The organism is Mesorhizobium sp. 113-1-2 (genome assembly GCF_016756475.1).
Lineage (GTDB): Bacteria > Pseudomonadota > Alphaproteobacteria > Rhizobiales > Rhizobiaceae > Mesorhizobium > Mesorhizobium loti_C.
The window spans coordinates 5,329,400-5,349,249 of the sequence record NZ_AP023242.1 but is presented as its reverse complement, the minus strand read 5'-3'; the positions used below and the strand labels follow the sequence as shown (position 1 = coordinate 5,349,249).

The 19,850-nt window shown below is 64.7% G+C and carries 11 protein-coding genes; 4 read left to right on the top strand and 7 right to left on the bottom strand.

Translation table 11 applies throughout. From position 1 onward, the window contains the following. Positions 1 to 25 precede the first annotated feature (25 nt). From JN279_RS26100 to JN279_RS26090, 3 genes are all read left to right on the top strand, one after another. Positions 26 to 8,629: a GH36-type glycosyl hydrolase domain-containing protein gene (locus tag JN279_RS26100; protein ID WP_202350639.1), complete on the top strand. Its 8,604-nt coding sequence runs from the start codon at positions 26 to 28 to the stop codon at positions 8,627 to 8,629. A gap of 371 nt (positions 8,630 to 9,000) precedes the next feature. Further along, positions 9,001 to 10,773, top strand: coding sequence for a glucan ABC transporter ATP-binding protein/ permease (locus JN279_RS26095; RefSeq protein ID WP_202350638.1), 1,773 nt, complete (start codon positions 9,001 to 9,003; stop codon positions 10,771 to 10,773). A 267-nt stretch (positions 10,774 to 11,040) separates the two neighbouring features. Then, positions 11,041 to 11,799 (top strand): heme ABC transporter permease, encoded by a 759-nt coding sequence (locus tag JN279_RS26090; RefSeq protein WP_202350637.1) that lies wholly within the window; start codon positions 11,041 to 11,043, stop codon positions 11,797 to 11,799. 33 nt (positions 11,800 to 11,832) lie between these two features. On the opposite strand, the gene JN279_RS26085 is transcribed toward JN279_RS26090, so the two are convergent. Then, positions 11,833 to 12,891, bottom strand: a complete 1,059-nt coding sequence (locus JN279_RS26085) for a D-TA family PLP-dependent enzyme (protein WP_202350636.1) — start codon at positions 12,889 to 12,891, stop codon at positions 11,833 to 11,835. 187 nt (positions 12,892 to 13,078) lie between these two features. Between JN279_RS26085 and JN279_RS26080 the strand changes: the two genes are divergently transcribed. Beyond that, complete coding sequence (locus tag JN279_RS26080; RefSeq protein ID WP_096459153.1) at positions 13,079 to 13,765, top strand: D-lyxose/D-mannose family sugar isomerase; 687 nt, start codon at positions 13,079 to 13,081, stop codon at positions 13,763 to 13,765. Positions 13,766 to 13,787: 22 nt separating this feature from the next. Here the strand turns inward: JN279_RS26080 and JN279_RS26075 are convergent, their stop codons facing one another. From JN279_RS26075 to JN279_RS26050, 6 genes are read right to left on the bottom strand one after another with little or no spacing between them, the layout of a single operon-like run. After that, the gene (locus JN279_RS26075) at positions 13,788 to 14,651 is read right to left on the bottom strand and encodes an RDD family protein (protein WP_202350635.1); all 864 of its coding nucleotides are present in this window, start codon (positions 14,649 to 14,651) and stop codon (positions 13,788 to 13,790) included. Continuing rightward, the gene (locus JN279_RS26070) at positions 14,638 to 15,657 is read right to left on the bottom strand and encodes a stage II sporulation protein M (protein WP_202350634.1); all 1,020 of its coding nucleotides are present in this window, start codon (positions 15,655 to 15,657) and stop codon (positions 14,638 to 14,640) included. The genes JN279_RS26075 and JN279_RS26070 overlap by 14 nt, the downstream gene beginning before the upstream one ends. Continuing rightward, on the bottom strand, positions 15,654 to 16,958 hold the full coding sequence (locus JN279_RS26065; RefSeq protein WP_202350633.1) for a DUF58 domain-containing protein: 1,305 nt from the start codon (positions 16,956 to 16,958) through the stop codon (positions 15,654 to 15,656). The genes JN279_RS26070 and JN279_RS26065 overlap by 4 nt, the downstream gene beginning before the upstream one ends. Next, positions 16,955 to 17,911 carry an AAA family ATPase gene (locus tag JN279_RS26060; protein WP_202350632.1) on the bottom strand — a complete coding sequence of 319 codons (957 nt, stop codon included), beginning with the start codon at positions 17,909 to 17,911 and terminating at the stop codon, positions 16,955 to 16,957. Before JN279_RS26060 ends, JN279_RS26065 begins: the two co-directional genes overlap by 4 nt. Continuing rightward, complete coding sequence (locus JN279_RS26055; RefSeq protein ID WP_202350631.1) at positions 17,898 to 19,112, bottom strand: DUF4350 domain-containing protein; 1,215 nt, start codon at positions 19,110 to 19,112, stop codon at positions 17,898 to 17,900. Before JN279_RS26055 ends, JN279_RS26060 begins: the two co-directional genes overlap by 14 nt. Then, positions 19,109 to 19,735, bottom strand: coding sequence for a DUF4129 domain-containing protein (locus JN279_RS26050; protein WP_202350630.1), 627 nt, complete (start codon positions 19,733 to 19,735; stop codon positions 19,109 to 19,111). The genes JN279_RS26055 and JN279_RS26050 overlap by 4 nt, the downstream gene beginning before the upstream one ends. Positions 19,736 to 19,850 lie beyond the last annotated feature (115 nt).

Here is a 19,850-nt window from a genome sequence, read left to right as displayed (position 1 = left end):
TGAGTGCCCGCTTACGGAATTTTCAATGAATATTCAGACGAATCCTGCCCAGATCGAGAAGACAAGCGCGAGCTTTCCGGCCATCACGGAAGAGCCGATACGGTCGACATTCCTGCCCGAGGAGCGCCTGAGGCTGCTCGGCGAAAGCCTGGCAAAAGGCGATCTCGCCGACCTGTTCGGCTTGATCCCGTTCGATTTCCAGGCCCGTATCCGCGACAGCGCCAAGAAGATCCTCGAAGTCTACCGATCGACCAATGCGGCGCAGGCCAAGGGCGAGACGATCACCCCGGCCGCGCAATGGCTGCTCGACAACAACTATTTGGTCGAGGAGACCATTTTCCAGGTCAAGCGCGACCTGCCGCGCCGCTTCTATCGCCAGTTGCCGACGCTGAAACTGCCCAATGGCGGCACCGTTCCGCGCGCTCTTGCGCTGGCCTGGACCTATGTGGCGCATTCGGACAGTTCCGTCTCGGCGACCATGTTCAAGGCGATCGTCCAGGGGTTCCAGTCGGTCGAGCCGCTGAAGATCGGTGAACTCTGGGCGCTGCCGTCGCTTCTGCGCTTCGTGCTGATCGAAAATCTCCGCCGGCTGGCCGTCAGGGTCAATCGCACCCGCCAGATGCGCCAGATATCCAACGATGTGGCTGACAAGGTTCTCGCAACCGACGACAGCGCCGACCGGCAGGCGATCCTGGCCAATTTCAGTGCGCATGCGCAGGACACCACCTTTGCCACGCAGCTTCTCTATCGCTTACGCGATGGATCGCAGAATGCCGGCAAAGCCCTGGAGTGGTTGGAAGGCGAGCTCGAAAAGACCGGCTCCGATGCCGAGGAGATCATCATCTCCGAGCATCACACGCTGTCCAGCGGCAACGTGACGACCGGCAACATCATCCGCGGCCTGCGCCTGATCAACGACGTCGACTGGACCGTGTGGTTCGAAGGCGTCAGCCGCATCGACACCGTGCTGCGCGAGCGCACCGATTTCGCCGCGCTCGACTTCTTCTCGCGCGATCAATACCGCACAGCGATCGAGGAACTGGCGCGCCGCTCGAACCTGTCGGAATATCGCGTCGCCGAAAAGGCGATCGAACTGGCCGGCCAAGCCGCTAGTGAACACGCCGCCAGCGAACACGCATCGGCTGGCGATGGCGACGATTCCGCTCCGGCTCCGTCCGCGCATACCGATGTCGGCTTCTTCCTCGTCGGCCCGCGCCGGCTGGAACTGGAAAAGGCGATCGACTATCGGCCAACGATCAGCCAGACGGTCAAGCGGACCTTCGCCAAGACCGGATGGCTGGGCATCGTCCTGCCGGTCTTCGCCCTGACGGCGCTGCTTCTTAGCCTCACCGGCAATGCCTTGGCCCATCTCGGCCTGTCGGTGACCTCGATCGTCGTGATGCTGGCGCTGTTTGCCGTGCCGGCGAGCGAGGGCGCGCTGGCCTTCTTCAACACCGTGGTCTCGCTGTTCCTCAAGCCGACACGGCTGATCGGCTATGACTATCGGCACGGCGTGCCGCCCGAGGCGCGCACTCTGGTGGTTGTGCCGTCGCTGATCGGCTCGCGTGACGATGTCGAGGAAAACATCCGCAACCTCGAAGTGCACTACCTTGCCAATCTGGTGGACGAGATCTATTTCGCGCTGCTGTCGGACTGGCCCGACAGCAAGATCGAGATCGATGCGGCGGACACCGAGATCCTCGAATATGCCCGCGCCGAGATCGCCCGTCTCAACGCCCGCTATCCCTCCGAAGGCGCGCCGCGCTTCTACATCCTGCACCGCCGCCGGCTCTACAATGCCGCCCAAGGGGCTTGGATGGGCTGGGAGCGCAAGCGCGGCAAGCTGCATGAGCTTGACCTTTTGCTGCGTGGCGACAGCGACACCACTTTCCTGCCGCTCGAGGTGCCGCTGCCGGAAAAAGTCGTCCATGTGATGACGCTCGACGCCGACACGCGCACCACCCGCGATGCGGTGGCGAGCCTCGTCGGCAAGCTCTGCCACCCGCTCAACCGCCCGCATTTCGACGCCACCAAACGTGTTGTTACCGCCGGCTACACGATCCTGCAGCCGCGCATCACCGCGTCGCTGACATCAGGCGACGAGGCTTCGTTCTTCCAGCGTGTGTTCTCGGCCAATCGCGGTCTCGACCCCTACGTCTTTGCCGTCTCCGACCTCTATCAGGACGTCTTCAGCGACGGGTCCTTCACCGGTAAGGGCCTCTATCACGTCGATGCCTTCGAAGCCGCCCTGCAAGGCCGCATCGAGGAAAACACCGTCCTCAGCCACGATCTGCTCGAGGGCGCGCTGGCGCGCGCAGCACTTGTCACCGACGTCGAGCTGGTCGAGGACTACCCGACCCGCTACTCGGTCGACGCCTCGCGCCACCATCGCTGGGCACGCGGCGACTGGCAGCTGCTGGGCTTCATCCTCGATCCGCGCTCCGGCGTTCCGGCTCTGTCGCGCTGGAAGATGGTCGACAATCTGCGCCGCTCGCTGACGCCGATCTTCTGGGTGATGGCGGCGATCGCCGGCTGGACCTTGCTGCCCTTCACGCAGGCCGCGCAATGGCAGGCTCTGCTGATCCTCAGCCTGTTCATGGCGCCGACCTTCGACGTCGTCAACGCCATCCTGCCCAAGAGCGGCGACCAGACGCCGCGCGGCCATTTCTCGGCACTGGCACGCGACGTCGCCTTCGGCACCGCCATGGTGGCGCTGAAGATCGTGCTGATGGCGCACAACGCCTGGATGATGGGCGACGCGATCGTGCGCACGCTTTACCGGTTGTTCGTCAGCCGCCAGAACCTCCTGGAATGGCGCACCGCTTCCCAGGCGCACAAGGCCGGCGACAACGATGTCGGCTCCTATTACGGCATGATGTATGGCGCCGTGATCATCGGCTTCGTCGGCCTCGCCATTCCGGTGCTGGCCGATTCCACCGGCGCCTTCGTTGCCTTCTTCTTCGCCCTCTTCTGGATCGGCTCGCCGGCGATTGCCAGCTGGATCAGCCGCTCGGCCGAAACCGAGGACCGGCTGCGCATATCGCAGGCCGACATCCATGCACTGCGCACCGTGGCGCGGCGCACCTGGCATTATTTCGAGAGCTTCGTCACGGCAGAGCATCACAATCTGCCGCCGGACAATTTCCAGGAAAGTCCTGCGCCGGTCGTGGCGCCGCGCACCTCGCCCACCAATGTCGGCGTCTACCTTCTGTCGGTCGTTTCGGCGCGCGATTTCGGCTGGATCAGCCTGTCCGATGCCATCACCCGCATCGACGCCACGATGACGACCATCGAGAGCATGCCGCGCCACCGCGGCCATCTCTTCAACTGGTACGACACCACGACGCTGAAGCCGCTCTATCCGCTCTATATTTCGGCCGTCGACAGCGGCAATCTCGCCGGCCACCTGGTAGCGGTGGCGGCTGCCTGCGCCGAATGGGCGGAAGCGCCTTCCGTGCACCTCCAGGGCGATTTCGAAGGCATCCTCGACACGGTCACCATTCTGAGCGAAAGCCTCGATCAGCTGCCCGACGACCGTCGTCAGCTCAGGCCTCTGCGCCAGCGTCTCGTCGATCGCCTGGACGGCATGCGGCGCGCCGTCGAAACGATCAAGGCGCAGCCGGAAATGGCCTCGATCCGCACCATCAATCTCGCTGTGCTGGCGGGCGAAATTCGCAAGCTCGCGACCGCCATCCACACCGAGGCGGCATCGGCCCAGAGCGATGTCATCGTCGACTGGGCAGCGAGGCTCGAGGCAACCTGCGAGGCACATGTTCACGACGCCCACAGCGACGACAATGCCGTCGAGGCGTTGCGCGCCAAGCTCCTGACCTTGCGCGAGCGCACGCGCCGTTTCGCCTTCGAGATGGAATTCGCCTTCCTGCTGCGGCCGGAACGCAAGCTGCTGTCGATCGGCTACCGCGTCGAGGAGCACCAGCTCGACGAAAGCTGCTACGACCTTCTTGCTTCCGAGGCGCGGCTGACCAGCCTGTTCGCCATCGCCAAGGGCGATCTGCCGACCGAGCACTGGTTCCGGCTCGGCCGCCCGATCGTCGAGATCGGTTTCCAGGGCGCGCTGATGTCCTGGTCGGGCTCGATGTTCGAGTATTTGATGCCGCCGCTGGTGATGAAGGAGCCGCAAGGCTCGATCCTCAACCAGACCAGCAAGCTGATCATCAAGCGCCAGATGCAGTACGGCCGTCAGAAAAACGTGCCGTGGGGCATTTCGGAAGCGGCGTATAACGCCCGCGACCGGGAACTGACCTATCAGTACACCAATTTCGGCGTGCCTGGGCTTGGGCTGAAGCGCGGTCTTGGCCAGAACACGGTGATCGCGCCTTACGCGACCATCCTGGCGGCGCAGTTCAACCCGCGTGAAGCCGTGCATAATCTTGAGCGTCTGCGCGAGATCGGTGCGCTGGGCCCGCATGGCTATTACGATGCGGTCGATTTCACGCCGCAGCGCGTGCCTGAAGGTACCAACCACGCGGTCGTGCTGAATTACTATGCGCACCATTCGGGCATGTCGATCGCGGCGGTCGCCGACGCGATCTTCGAGGGCCGCCTGCGCGACCGTTTCCACAGCGATCCTGTAATTGAGTCGGCCGAACTCCTGCTGCAGGAGAGGGCGCCGCGCGACATCCCGACCGCGACCGTCAGAACCGAAGCGGACGAGCGCGCGAAAGACGAGACCGAGACCGAGAGCCCCGACACCCGCATCGTGCTCGACCCCCTGCGGGCGCTGCGTTCGACCAATGTGATGTCGAACGGCCGTTATTCGGTGATGGTCACCGCGACCGGCTCTGGCTACAGCCGCTGGGGCGATCTGTCGGTGACCCGCTGGCAGCCGGATCCAGTAGAGGACCGTCTGGGCTCCTACATCTTCCTGCGTGACGTCAGCACCGGAGACTGGTGGTCGGCAACGGCGGAGCCCAAGCGCGCCGCCGAAGAGAAGGTGCAGACCCTGTTCTCCGACGACAAGGCGAGCTTCGTCAAATCGGTCGGCACGTTGCGCTCCGAGGTCGAATGTATCGTCGTTTCCGAAGGCAATGGCGAAGGCCGTCGCATCACGCTCTACAATGAGAGCACATCCGATCGTCACATCGAAGTGACGTCCTTCGCCGAACTGGTGCTGGGCTCGGAGGCTTCCGACAACGCGCATCCGGCCTTCTCGAAGATGTTCGTGGAGACCGAAATCGCCGCCAACAACGGCGCGATCTTCGCCACGCGCCGCAAGCGTGAAACCAGCGAGCCCGATATCACCCTGGCGCATTTCGTCACCGATCCGTCCGGACCGGCGCGCGATGCCGAGGCCGAGACCGACAGGCGCGCCTTCATCGGCCGTGGCCGCTCGATCGCCGATGCCGCCGCCTTCGATCCGGGCGCCAGGCTCGGCGGCCATTCCGGCTTCACGCTCGATCCCATCGCCTCGCTGCGCCGTCAGGTGCGCGTGCCCGCCAACAAGAAAATATCGCTGACCTTCTGGACCGTGGTCGGAACCAACCGCCCGGAACTGGAAGAGGCTATAAACCGCCTCGACCATCAGGAGAGCTTTGCCCGCCAGGCCATGCTTGCCTGGACGCGCAGCCAGGTGCAGACCCGCCATATGGGGCTCAGCCTGACCGATGCCGCCAACGTGCAGAAACTGGCGCGCTATCTGATCTATCCCGATGCGTTCCTTCGCCTGCCGGCAGAATCCATCGCTTCGGGCCTTGGTAAGCAGTCGAGCCTGTGGCCGACCAGCATTTCGGGCGATTTCCCGATCTTCCTGGTCAGGATCGGCGACGTCGCCGATCTGGAAATCGTTGCCCAGGCGCTACGCTTCCAGGAGTATATGCGCACCCGCGGCATGATGATCGACTTCGTCGTCGTCAACGAGCAGGCATCGTCCTACGTCCAGGACCTGCAGCGCGCGGTCGAGACGCTGTGCGAAAACAGCCGTTTGCGCGGCAAGGAGCTTGGCCCCCGGCAGCACATCTTCGCGGTGCGCCGCGACCTGATGGAAGAGACCACCTACAAGACGCTGCTCGCCGTCGCCCGGGTGGTGCTGCATACGCGCAACGGCACCATCTTCGATCAGATCGAGCGGGCCGAGGCGGCCGCCTTGCAGGCGCGCGACGCTCTGCTGCCCACCGGATTGCCGACGCTGCGCGAAATTCCAGCGCCGGCCTACACGGCGCATGCATTCGCCTCGCAGGCCGTGGCGGATGTCAGTGCCGATGGCACCGGCCTCAGCCAATGGAACGGCTTTGGCGGTTTCGACGGCGACGGACGGCACTATGTGGTCCGTCTGGCCGGCCGGCGCACCACACCCCAGCCCTGGATCAACGTCGTCTCCAACGCCTCGTTCGGCTTCCATACGTCCGCCGAGGGCGCGGCCTTCACCTGGAGCCGCAACAGCCGCGACTATCAGTTGACGCCGTGGTCGAACGATCCGGTCTCCAACCGGCCGGGCGAGGGCGTCTATATCTACGATCAGGCCAGCGGCAGGGCGTTCTCGCCGATCGCCGCGGTGGTGCGCGATCCCTCGATGACCTACGAGGCTTGGCATGGCCAGGGCTTCTCCACCTTCCGCTCGAAGCGTGGGCCGCTGTCGATGGACCTGACCCATGTGGTCGACCCCGTCGATCCGGTGAAGATCACGCGGCTGCGCATCCAGAATTCCGGCTCGGTGCCGGCGCGGCTGCGCGTCTATGCCTATGCCGAATGGGTGCTTGGCGGGCATCGGTCGCGCACGGCCGCTACCATCGTGCCGTCGCGCGACAGGGCGACCGGCGCGTTGCTGGCGCAAAACCCCTATGGGCTCGATTTCAGCGAGCGCGTGGCGTTCCTCGCCGCCGATGCCGCTGTTCATTCGGTGACAACGGATCGCTCCGAATTCCTCGGCCGGCATGGCTCCAGCGAACTGCCGCAGGCGGTGCTGACCGGCGCGGCACTGTCAGGCCGTGTCGAGGCGGGCGACGACCCTTGCGCGGCGATCGCCCGCGACGTCGAGATCCCGGCAGGCGGCGACGTCACGCTGCTCTGGCTGCTCGGCGATGCCGACACCTCCGCGCAGGCGAGCGCGCTGGTGCAGACGCATCGGGGCAAGGATTTCGACCAGCGCCTGGCCGACAACGAGCGCGCGTGGCGCGCGTTCCTCGATACCATCCAGGTCGAGACGCCGGACAAGGCGCTCGACGCCATGGTCAATCACTGGCTGCCCTATCAGAGCCTTGCCTGCCGCATCCGCGCCCGCTCGGCCTTCTATCAGGCAAGCGGCGCCTTCGGCTTCCGCGACCAGTTGCAGGACACGCTGGCGCTGCTGGCGCATGATCCGACGCTGGCGCGCGACCAGATCCTCAACGCCGCGCGGCGGCAGTTCCCGGAAGGCGACGTGCAGCACTGGTGGCTGCCGCGCACCGGAGCCGGCGTGCGCACCATGATCTCCGACGACGTGGTCTGGCTGGCCCACGCCACGGCGCGCTATCTCAGTGTCACCGGCGACGCCGCCATCCTGAAGGAGCAGCTGCCCTTCATCGATGGGCAGGCGCTGGGCGAGGGCGAGCACGATGCCTTCTTCACTCCGGAAATCTCGAAGAAGACGGTGTCGCTCTACGACCACTGCGCGCGTGCGCTCGACCTCGCCATCAAGCGCAGCAGCCCGGCCGGCCTGCCGCTGATCCTTGGCGGCGACTGGAACGACGGCATGAACCGCGTCGGCGAGCACGGCAAGGGCGAGAGCGTGTGGCTGGGCTGGTTCCTGCTGAAGACGCTTGGCGACTTCGCCGCCGTCGCCAAGAGCGAAGGCGACAGCAAGCGCGCGCAGGCCTGGGCAAAGCATGCCGAGGCGCTGAAGCGGGCGCTGGAGAGCACGGCATGGGACGGCGAATGGTACCGCCGCGGCAGTTTTGACGACGGCACGGCTTTGGGGTCGCGTACATCTGAAGAGTGCAGGATCGACTCCATAGCCCAGTCCTGGAGCGTGCTTTCGGGCGAGGGCGACCCGGCGCGGTCGACGACGGCGATGCAGCAGGCGACCAGCCTGCTCGTCGACGACAAGCTCAAGATCGTCAAGCTGTTCACGCCACCCTTCTCGAAGACGCAGAAAGACCCCGGCTATATCAAGAGCTATCCGCCGGGCGTGCGCGAGAATGGCGGCCAGTATACCCACGCGGCGACGTGGTTCGTCATCGCGCTGGCCGAGATGGGGCAGACCGACGAAGCCTATCGCTGCTTCTCGATGCTGAACCCGGTCAACCATGCGTACGACGAGGCTTCGGCCGAGCAATACCGCGTCGAACCCTATGTGGTCGCCGCCGATATCTATGCCGGAGACGACAAGGGCGGGCGCGGCGGCTGGACCTGGTACACCGGCTCGGCGGGCTGGCTCTATCGTGCGGCGGTGGAGGGTATCCTCGGCATCGAACGGCGCGGCAAGCAGATCACGTTCCGGCCGAAACTGCCCAGCCATTGGGACGGCTACCACGCCACGCTCAAGATGCTGGGTGCAGAGATCAAGGTTCAGGTCATTCGCGACAAAAAGACCAAGACGATCTCGCTAGAAGTCGATGGTTCGAAAACAAAGTCCGCTTCATTCGAACCAAAAGCCGGCACTCAGACCGAGATCGTGGTCAAGATACCGGGGTAAAATCAACAGCTTGGGTTGCTTGTTCGCGCGTCCTTCGGACGCGCGACTCTGCGTCTCGTTACTTGCGCGCGATACGTCACTGCGCCGGCAAGATGCCTCCCGATTAAGCCTTGCAATACGGTCGTGATTAAAAATGTGGCAGTGCTCGGCCGCTGCCATGATTTTGCCGCAAGGCTGGCATTTCACCTTTTATCTCAAACCGTTAGGTGATCACGTCAGATTTCGCATCGTCGTCATGTTTTGTTCGCTAAATGGGAACGGAAGCGATAGACGGGCATTGTTTTGCGACGCATCAACCGTTACGTGTCAAGGAATGGTGCAGTGCACAATATTGGTATTGGGCACAATAGAGAGTTGGCGGAGTAGCTGAAGTGTCACTTCTGCAGATCTATTGGAGAGCGCTGGGGTATCTGGCCGCCGACAAGAAGCGCGTCGCGCTGATTTGCGGCGCCAATGTCGCGCTGGCCATGGTTGCCATCCTCGAGCCGATCATGTTCGGCCGGGTTATCGACGCCATCTCCGATCACGGTTCGGTGTTTTCGACGCTCGCCGTCTGGGCCGGCCTCGGCGCGTTCAATGTCTTGGCCGTCGTTCTGGTGTCGCGCGGCGCCGACCGTTTCGCGCATGCCCGCCGCAGCGAAGTGCTCTGCGAGTCTTTCGAGCGCGTGATCACCATGCCGCTCGCCTGGCACCACCAGCGCGGCACCTCCAACGCCCTGCACACGCTGTTGCGCGCGGTCGAGACACTGTTCAGCCTGTGGCTCGAATTCATGCGCCAGCATCTGTCGACAGCGGTGGCGCTGGTTCTGCTGGTGCCGACGGCTCTCGCCATGGACGTGCGCATGTCGATGGTGCTGCTCGTGCTCGGCGTGCTCTATGTCTGCATCGGCCGGCTGGTGATGAAGCGGACCAAGGCCGGCCAGGCGGCCGTTGAGCGCCACTATCACAAGGTGTTCGCGCATGTGACGGACTCCGTCAGCAACGTCGCCGTTCTCCAGAGCTACAACCGACTTGGCCATGAGGCCGAGACGCTACGCTGCTACGTCAAGAATCTGCTCGATGCGCAAAACCCGGTGCTCGACTGGTGGGCCATCGCCAATGCGCTCAATCGTCTGTCGTCGACGATCTCGATGATGGTGGTGCTTCTGATCGGCGCTTATCTGGTCACCCATGGCCAGTTGCGGATCGGCGATGTCATCGCCTTCACCGGCTTTGCCACGCTGCTTATCTCGCGGCTGGACCAGATGTCGGCTTTCGCCAACCAGATTTCGGAAGCCCGCGCCAAGCTCGAGGAGTTCTACAAGCTCGAGGACTCGGCCGCCGATGCCGCCGAGCCGGATGGCCTGCGCGATCTCACCAACGTCACTGGCCATGTCCGTTTCGAGGATGTCGGCTTCGAATTCGCCAATTCGGGGCAGGGCGTCAGCGACGTCTCCTTCGAGGTCCAGGCCGGCCAGACCGTCGCCATCGTCGGACCGACGGGTGCCGGCAAGACGACGCTGATCAACCTGCTGCAGCGCGTCTTCTCGCCGTCCAGCGGCCGTATCCTGATCGACGGCATCGACACCCGCACCGTGAGCCGCAAGTCGCTGCGCCATTCGATCGCCACCGTGTTCCAGGACGCCGGGCTTCTCAACCGCTCGATCGAGGACAACATCCGTGTCGGCCGCGCCGAAGCCAGCAATGACGAGATCCATGCCGCGGCCATCGCGGCGGCCGCGCAGGATTTCATCCTGGCCAAGAGCAATGGCTACGATACGGTGGTCGGCGAGCGCGGCGGCCAGCTGTCGGGCGGCGAGCGCCAGCGCATCGCCATCGCCCGCGCCGTGCTCAAGGACGCCCCGATCCTGGTGCTCGACGAGGCGACCAGCGCGCTCGACGTCGAGACCGAGGATCGCGTCAAGGAAGCGATCGATGAGCTGCGGCGCGACCGCACCACCTTCATCATCGCCCATCGCCTGACCACCGTTCGCGACGCCGATCTGGTCGTGTTCATGGACAAGGGCAGGGTGGTCGAAATGGGTGGCTTCGCCGAACTGTCGCTGCGCAACGGCCGCTTCGCCAGCCTGCTGCGCGCCGGCGGCCTGCTCAACGACGAGGAAGTCCGCCGCCTCAGCCGCTCCGTGCAGGGCGAGGCCGCCTGATCTGATGACGGTTCTTCCTTCCCCCTTTTTGGGGGAAGGTGGCCTCACGAAGCGAGGTCGGATGAGGGGTGTTCCAGCTTGGCATCCGCATCCAAATTGGCCGGAAGACTATGGTCTTCAACGCCTCACTCCGCTGGATCACCCCTCATCCGTCTCGCCGCTACGCGGCGATCCACCTTCTCCCACAAGGGGAGAAGGAAGACCTTACGCACCTGCGACACCGCCGCTCGATTGCCCCGATCGCGCCGGCGGTCTATGTAAAGGCGCATGAGCGACACGACTTCACGCCTGAGCGGCTGGATTGACCTTGCCAACCCGACACGCTTCGTCGCGCTGGCCGACAAGGTCGTGCCGTGGCTGGCGGCGATCGCCGCACTCGTCATTGTCGTCGGCCTCTATATGAGCTTCGCCGCGCCCGAGGACTTCCAGCAAGGCATCACCGTCCGCATCATGTACATCCACGTGCCTTTCGCCTGGCTCGCCATGATGTGCTACACGCTGATGGCGGTGTCGGCCCTTGGCACGCTGGTCTGGCGGCATCCGCTGGCCGATGTTGCGCTCAAATCGGCGGCTCCCATCGGCGCCGTCTTCACAGCACTTGCGCTGATCACCGGTTCGATTTGGGGCAAGCCGATGTGGGGCACCTGGTGGGTGTGGGACGCGCGCCTGACCTCTGTCTTCGTGCTGTTTTTGATGTATCTCGGCATCATCGCGCTGACCCGCGCCCTCGACGATGCCAGCCGCGCCGCCTGGGCCGCCGCCATCATCACGCTGGTCGGCTTCATCAACATCCCGATCATCAAATTCTCGGTCGACTGGTGGAACACGCTGCACCAGCCGGCCTCGGTGTTCCGCCTCGGCGGCCCGACCATCGATCCCAGCCTGCTCTGGCCGCTGCTGGTCATGGCTGTCGGCTTCACGATGCTGTTCTTCGCCCTGCACCTGATGGCCATGCGCACCGAAATCCGCCGCCGCCGGGTGATCGCCATGCGGCGGGTAGCGGCCCGGCAGGCGGAGCGGGCTTAACCTTCTCCCCACAGGGAGAGAAGGGTGGGCCACTCATCCCATTTTCCCCCGCGCTGCCACCGGGAGTGTCTCCAGCACGGTCTCACCGTCGATCAGGTTGACCTCGTTGAACAGATTGGTGACGACGCAGCAATGGTCTGGCACCACGCGCACGCGCTCGCCGATGCGCAGCTTCGCGCCACCGGAAAGCGTGACGGTGCCATGCTCTTCGCTGAGCCCGGTGACCCTGGCGTCGGGAGCACTGAGCAGCTCGCCAAAATCCTTCAGTCCGAGCGTGTCGCTGGATAAGGCCTTGCTGCCGGCATCGAGGATGGCGCGCGTTGCCGTTGGATGGCTGACCACCGTCGACAGCACCGTCAGTGCGCAATCGTCCAAGGTGCCGACGCCTTTGGCGACCTGATAGCGGTCGAGATAGATGTAGGTGCCGGGTCGGTATTCGGTGACGACGGAGGCATCGGCGGAGCGCCACATGTCAGGCGTGCCGCCGCTGGAGATGCGTTCGCAGGCGAGACCCGAAACGGCGAGCGCCTGTTTGGCGCCGGCGAGCCAGGCTTCGGCCTCCGCCGCGCGGCCGGCCGCCGGATAGGTCATCAGCCCGCCGAAACTGAGGCCACCGGCACTGTCGATCAGCCTTGCCAGTGCAGCCGCTTCATCGGCCGTCTGCACGCCGCAGCGGCCCATGCCGGTGTCGCATTCGACCAGCACGGGCAGGGGGTGCCCGGCATCGGTGAAAGTCGCGGCGAGTCCTTCCAGCGTCTCCGTGCTGTCCGCCGTCACCGATAGGGTTACGCGGCCGTGCAGCGTCTTCAGCCGCTCCAGTTTGGCGCGGCCCAGAATGTTGTACGGCAGAAAAATGTCGGACAGCCCGGCGTCGGCCATCACTTCGGCCTCGCCGATCTTCTGGCAGGTGATGCCGACAGCGCCCGCGGCCACCTGCTTCTTCGCCCAATAGGGCAATTTGTGCGTCTTGATATGCGGCCTGAGCTTCAGGCCGTTTCTGTCGGCATGAGCCTGTGCGCGGGCAATGTTGGCTTCGGCGCGCGCGGCATCGATCAGGATCGACGGCGTATCGAGGTCGTGGATCGTCGGCATCTTCTATTCCTGTGAGAATTCGCAGGGTTTATGAGCTTGAAAGCGCGTGATGTCACGCGGCCAGCGGACCGGATCGGTGGGCCATCCGCGTGTTGCCAAGCGCGAGCCAGGCGGCAAGACGGATCGACACCGCAGCGGCGTTCGGCTATGCGATTTGTCGAAAAAGTCGACACGAAGGACCATGATCATGAAACGCTCCGCCATCAACGACATCATCCGCGAAGCCGACGCTTTCATCCGCTCGTTCGGCTACATCATGCCGCCCTTCGCCTACTGGTCGCCGGAGGAGATGAAGGCGCGCCAGGTCGATTCCTCGGCGATCTACACCTCGCGGCTCGGTTGGGACATCACCGATTACGGCCAGGAAAAATTCAAGGAGCTCGGCCTGTTCCTGTTCACCGTGCGCAACGGCCGCTACGAGGACATGAAGAAGGGCATGGGCATGCTCTATGCCGAGAAGATCATGATCTCGCGCAAGGACCAGCTGTCGCCCATGCACCGCCACAACATCAAGGCCGAGGACATCATCAACCGTGGCGGCGGCAAGCTGGTGCTGGAACTGTTCATGCACGATCGCGACGGTGGTATCGACCCAAAAGCGGAAGTGTCGGTGCCTGTCGACGGAACCATCCACCGGCTGCCGGCGGGCGGTCTGCTGAAGCTCGACCCGGGCCAGAGCGTCACGCTGCTGCCCGGCGTCTGGCACGCCTTCTGGGCCGAGGGCAAGGACGTGCTGATCGGCGAGGTGTCGACCGTCAACGACGATCTCACCGACAACGTCTTCCGCGAGCCGATCGGCCGCTTCTCCAACATCGACGAGGATGTCGCCCCGGTGCACCTGCTGGTGGCCGACTATGAGAAGTGGCTGGGGTAGTGCAGGTCAAATTGGTCACGCGCTACCGCGCGTACTTATCCGCTTTCCGGTTTCCGAGCAGCAGCTTGCGCTCGAGATGCGCCCTGAGCTCGCCGTAATAGGCGGTGAGGAAGGCCTTTGAATCGATCGGCTCGACTTTGGCGCCGATCCTGCCGCCGATGGTCTCGGCAACGGCCTTCATCGCGAAATAGTCGTCGCGGCGCAGCACTTCCTCCAGCTTGTGCAGCTCGGCGATGCCATAGGCGTCTAGCTGCGCCGGGCTGAAATGGAAGCGCTTGGCAATCGGGTCTTGTCGCTGCGAAAGGTCCTCGACCAGCTTGAATTTCGGCGTTTCTACCACCCAGGTTCCGGCCAGCAGGTCGCCGATGCGCAAGCGATCGCGGTTGAACAGCAGGAACAGCGAAAACAGCAGCGCCCACACCAGGCCGAAAATCGTCGACAGCGTGTCGGCGACACCGGCGCCGCCGCGCGCGGCGATGATCGATAACGGTAGGAAAACCTCGATCTCGCGCATCAGGTTGCGCGCGATGACCTGATCGATGGTGAGACCCGCGCCACTGCGCGAGGCGACCCGCACGCCGACGATCCGCTTGCCGGGCGTCGCGGCCCGCCGCCCCGCTTCGAAGGCGATGAAATAGACGTTGCGCAGCAGGAAGATGAAGATCATCCAGACGATGAAGAGCGGCTCCGCCTCCTTCACGCCAAGGCCGCCGAGGCCGAAGATGATGACGAGGGTAACCGCGATGGCGGCAGCGACGATGATCACCACATCGAGCAGGAAGGCCGCAGCCCGTGTGCCGGCGTCGGCCAGCTTGACCCTGAGATCGACTCCCTCCGGCGTGACCAGGGGCCGTATCAGCGCCGCAGGGTTTCTAGCCGTTGCCATGCCGCACCATTCGGAACAGGTAGAAATAGGCGATCCACAGCGCCAGCATGCCGCCGCCTATGGCGTAGCGCGTCGCATCGCTGCTGATCGTCTGCCGGCCGATGCCTTCGAGCAGGCCGGCAAACAGAAGCATGATCATGACACCGACCATGGCGGTCGCCGCCACCCGCCCGGCCTGGGCCGCGGCCGCCATCCGGGTCAGTTCCCCGGGGAAGGCTATGCGCGTGCCGATCCGCATGCCTGCCGCACCCGCCAGTGCGATGGCGAACAATTCCGTCGTGCCGTGGATCGACAGCCAGCCGCCGAGCTCGAAGCCCAACCCCTTGGCCGCGTAGACCTGGAACAGCGCGCCCAGCATGCATCCGTTCATCAGGATGATCAGCACGCTGGGCACCGCGAAAGCGAAGCCCAGTGCAAAAGCCAGGATCGCCACCTGCGTGTTGTGGGTGAAGAGATAGGCGGCAAAGCCGGACAGAAAATGGTCGCCGCCGCTGTCATAAAGCACGCTGCGCAGCGTCTCGACCGACGAGTCGGGGTTGCGCCCGCCGGCGAGGCTCGGCGCAATGATGGCGTCGTACCAGCGGCTGTCGGAGGCCACCAGCCAGTAGGCGGCAATCGCGCCGATCACCGTCAGTCCGACCGAGACCCAGGTCTCGCGCCACAGATCGCGGATCGCCGCCGGCCAGTCGCGCAGGAAGAAATCGCCCACACGCTGCCTCAGGCCGCGCCGTGCGCCATAGAGATAGAAATAGCCGCGCAGGCTAAGTGCCTCCAGATAGGCGATCAGCGCGCTGTCGAGCGAGGTTGCGCGCGCCACGGAGAGCGAGGAGAGTGCTGAGCGATAAAGCAGTGGCAGCGACAGCAGTTCGTCTTCCGAAAGCGCACGTGGCGCGCGTTTTTCGACACGCGCAAGCAGCGCCTCGAACGCCTTCCAGTCGGCCTCGCGCTCCTGGCGGAAGCTTGCCAGCGACTGGCGTACCGCATCGGTGCCGGCGGGCAGCGTCATAAGAGGTTCTCCTCCTTGAGCTGGATATAACGCTCGACCAGTGCGGGACCGAGCCGCTGGTGGTCGGCCTCGATCACATGCGCGCCAAGCAGCCGTAGCCGCCCGATCACCACTTGCCGCTCCCGAAGGAGGCCGCCCGCGGTGACCGAGCGGGCGACATCTTCCGGCGTCTCGGGCTTCATGTCGGCCAGCGTCTCCAGCTCAACATCCTTCATCAGCATGAACAGAACCAGATGCCGCTCGGTCAGCCGGCCGACGGTGCGCAGCATCAGTTCGGCGCTGATCGGATCGACGAAATCGGTGAAGACGATGACCAGCGAGCGCCTGTCGAGCTTGGCCGCCAATGTCGTCAGGGCGAGCGTGAAGTTGGTCTCCTCGCTGGAATAGTCGATCTCGGCCGCACGCTTCTGGATCATCATGAAACTCGCCGAGCCACGCACCGCGCCGCTCGAGACGCGCGGCCTGGCATCGAACGAGAACAGGCTGACGAGGTCGCCGCCCTTGAGCGCAATGAAGGCCGACAACAGCGCTGCCGTTACCGCCCGGTCGACTTTCGGCACGCCGTCGACCGGCTCGCACATCAGTCGCCCGCTGTCGATCGCCAGCACGATGTTGTTGTTCTCCTCGACCCTGAACTCGCGCGCCAGAAGCTTGCCGTGACGCGCACTGCGCTTCCAGTCGATCATCCGCCGGCCCATGCCTGGCTGATAGTCCTTCAGCGCCTCGAACTCGCGGCCCTGGCCGGCCCGCCTTTGCGCGTGGCCGTCAGCGAGCGCGGAGCGCTGCAGCAAGGTGATCGCCTCATCGCGCGCGCTGCTGATGTCGGGCAGTATCGCTACTTTGCGGTCCATCGGCAGGATGACCTGGTTCCAGATCAGCCCGAACGGACCGTTCCAGCGCAGCCAGATCCGGTCGAAACTGGCAATGCCGCGCCTGCGTGCCGTGAATTCGAGATCGAGCGTGCCACCGTTCGCCGGCAACGCGCCGCCTGTGCGGTTGACCGGCTCCACACGCTGATCGTGGCCGACGCGCGCTTGCAACATACGCGCCCGCTGGCCGAGGCTGGCCGCGACATGCACGGTAAAACGCCCACCGACGCCGACCTGCGGCGGCGCCGAGAGACTGGCGCTGAGCGAGGCGCGCCCGCGCCCGGCCGCCGCGTCGACCGCCAGGAAGGCGAGCAGAATGCAGATCCACAACAGGCCGAGATACCAGAAGGAGGGCAGCGCAAGCGCGATCAGGAAGGCGGGGATGGCACCCGCCGCCGCTGCCCAAACCGCTTTGCCGCTTGGGTAGATCAACGGGGCGCTGCCGTCTGGTCGACAAGGTCCGAGACGATCTGCTCCACCAGCCGTCCGTCGATCTGCGCCGCCGGCGACAGGATGACGCGGTGGCGCAGCGCTGGCACCGCGAGGGCCTTGACGTCGTCGGGAATGACATAGGCGCGGCCGTCGAGCGCTGCCCTGGCGCGGGCGGCACGCGCCAGCATGGCGCCGGCGCGAGGGCTGGCGCCAACCTCCAGATCCGGGCTTTCGCGCGTGCCGCGCACAAGGGCCGCGATGTAGCCGACGATATCGTCGACCAGCGTGACATCGCCGACCGTGGCAAGTGCTGCCTCCAGCGTCTTGCGGTCGGTCTGCGCCTTGATGCCGTATTGCTTGATGTCGTGCGAGGCGGAGCCGCCTCCGTGATGCACGATGATGGCACGTTCCTCCTGTGCATCGGGATAGCTTACCCGGTGCTTGAACAGGAAGCGGTCGAGCTGGGCTTCGGGCAGGGGATAGACGCCCTGATGCTCGATCGGGTTCTGCGTCGCCACCACCATGAAGTTCTGGCTGAGCGCGTGCGTGGTGCCGTCGAAGGTGACGGCATGCTCCTGCATGGCTTCCAAGAGCGCCGCCTGCGTCTTCGGCGGCGTACGGTTGATTTCGTCGGCAAGCAAAAGATCGCAGAAGATCGGCCCGCGCGTCAGCGTGAACTGTCCGCTCTGGAAATTGTAGATGTTGGAGCCGACGATATCGCCAGGCATCAGGTCTGGCGTGAACTGGATGCGGCCATAGGCGACGCCAAGTGCTTGCGCGAAGCATCGCGCGGTCATGGTCTTGGCGGTTCCCGGCGGGCCTTCCAGCAAAATATGTCCGCCGGCGAACAATGCCGTCAGCATCAGGTCGACCGTGTCGTGCTGCCCGGTGATCGCTTTGCCCACTTCTTCCCTGATCGCGGTCGCCAGGGCCTTCACATCATCGACGTTCACCGAGCCTCCTTGTCGTCCAGTCATGCAGCTCCTGCGCTGCTTCATGCATTTGAGCCAGAGTCCTGGCTTCGTTCGTGGCCTTGTAGCGACGGCTGAAACCCTGCGGTTCGCCGTGGTCGCGGGAATCGAGCCAGCGGTCGAGCGCTTCGCCAGGCAAGCCTTGCGGCGCGCCTTGCAATGCGCCGGCACGCGCACGCATCAGCGCCGCATAACGGTCGCCAAGCTCCTCGATCCGCCCGGCGCGCTTCAAAAGCATCGCAGTGGTGTCGACCAGCGCCCTTTTGCCGAAGGCAATCGCCCGCGCCTCAGTGCGCGGCGGTCCGAACCGGCCGAGCCCGTGCAGGAAGGCAAGTGCAGCGGCCGCCAGAACCGACAGCGTCAGCGCCAGGAATGGCGGTTCGACCAGGAGTTTCGCCAGATCGTATTTCTGCCCGATGCCATGCAGTGTCAGGTCGAACATCACCGCGCCCTTGCCGGGCTCCAGCATGGCGATCATGTCGAGTGCCGCCGCCGCCTTTTGCGGGTCCTTCAACGCCGCATTGTTGATAAGATCCGGGTCGGTCAGGATGTAGAACGGCTCTTTGTCGAGCTCGGAGAGAACCGCCCTGCCGGTACCCGCCGCGATCAGGGGGTGGTCGTCGGCCACCCACTGCAACTCGTCGGGCGCGGCGACTGTACGGCCTTCGACATCAAGTTGTTTTATGGTGCTGTCGCCTTCACCGAGCTTTGCCTTGGTGATGCGGCCGAGCCAGTCGTTGACAACCGTATCAGGCAGCCGCTCGAGCTTCATTTCCCACCCTTCGTGCGCCTGCTGCGGCAAGGTGATCCATTTGGGCAGCACGAACAGCGTGGCCTTGCCCGAGCGAAGCTTGATGATTCTTGCCAGCGCGGCCGGGTCGCTGTTCGGCGCGATGGTGACGATCAGCAGGAAACGCGATGCCAGGCCGGAACTTAGAGCCTCCTCGCTGCGGGCCATGGGCGGCCACTGTCCATTGGCAAGTTTCAGCCATTCGACGAGCCCGGCATAGCCTGAACCGCCCTTGGAGACCGGCGTGCCGCCACCTTCCGGCTGGCGAAAGTCCGGCGCGTAGGTCGACAGCAGGAAAAAGCCCGCCGCCGCGAGCAGGCTGGCAAAAATGCCCCAGAACAGGGTTTTTCGGCTGAACGGTTCCTGCGCTGCCTCGGCCGCCGGTGCGCTCATGCCCAGGCATCCCGGAAGGCGAAGCGTTCATAGGCGCCGCGTGCCTGCTGCCAGCCCTCGGCACCGACCGGCCGGCGGGCAAACAGGGCGGCTTCGACGATGCGCGCGATCTCGCTGAAGGCCTGGCGCGCCCGCGACGGCATCGATGGGGCCGTGGCAATGTCGCGCGACGTCAGCGACGGTCGTAGGAAGTCGGGCAACCGCCCCGCAATGTCGGCGACGCTGCGCCGAAGCAGGAGATGCACCGCCTCGTCATAGTCGCCGCGCGCGGCGAGCGCGTCGGCCTCGGAGAGCAGGATCTGTGCCGTCGCTGCGTCCGGGCGCCAGGCCTCTTCCGCCTCTGGCTGTTTGCGAGCGCGCCGCCACGGCAGCCGCCAGGCGACCCCCTTCGCTTCGAGGGCGACGAGCAGCGCAATGACCGCGACACCGATGATCACAGCGCCCCAGAACAGATAGATCATGTAAGGGCCGATCTTCGCCAATGCGTCCAGAAAAGGCCTCAGCCATTCCGGCGGCGTGGGCTGCACCAGCGTCGGCAGGTCAAACTGGATCGAATCGTCCGACAGCAGCTGCTTGTGCACCTTGGCCAGCCATTCGGCGTCTACCGGCTGTGCAACTGTCACCCGCTCGCTCCCCTGCAACCTGCGGTTCGGCGCCGACACTGGCAATACGCCTCGACAATTGCAAGTCCACTGGACGAAGCCTTTCAATCTTGGCAGATTTACTTTCGATGTCGGC

What these genes read in the sequence shown, in the direction of transcription:
- JN279_RS26075 (WP_202350635.1), bottom strand. Translation starts at nt 14,651, where the DNA reads ATGGCAACGGCTAGAAACCCTGCGGCGCTGATACGGCCCCTGGTCACG.
- JN279_RS26070 (WP_202350634.1), bottom strand. Translation starts at nt 15,657, where the DNA reads ATGACGCTGCCCGCCGGCACCGATGCGGTACGCCAGTCGCTGGCAAGC.
- JN279_RS26085 (WP_202350636.1), bottom strand. Translation starts at nt 12,891, where the DNA reads ATGCCGACGATCCACGACCTCGATACGCCGTCGATCCTGATCGATGCC.
- JN279_RS26100 (WP_202350639.1), top strand. Translation starts at nt 26, where the DNA reads ATGAATATTCAGACGAATCCTGCCCAGATCGAGAAGACAAGCGCGAGC.
- JN279_RS26090 (WP_202350637.1), top strand. Translation starts at nt 11,041, where the DNA reads ATGAGCGACACGACTTCACGCCTGAGCGGCTGGATTGACCTTGCCAAC.
- JN279_RS26055 (WP_202350631.1), bottom strand. Translation starts at nt 19,112, where the DNA reads ATGAGCGCACCGGCGGCCGAGGCAGCGCAGGAACCGTTCAGCCGAAAA.
- JN279_RS26080 (WP_096459153.1), top strand. Translation starts at nt 13,079, where the DNA reads ATGAAACGCTCCGCCATCAACGACATCATCCGCGAAGCCGACGCTTTC.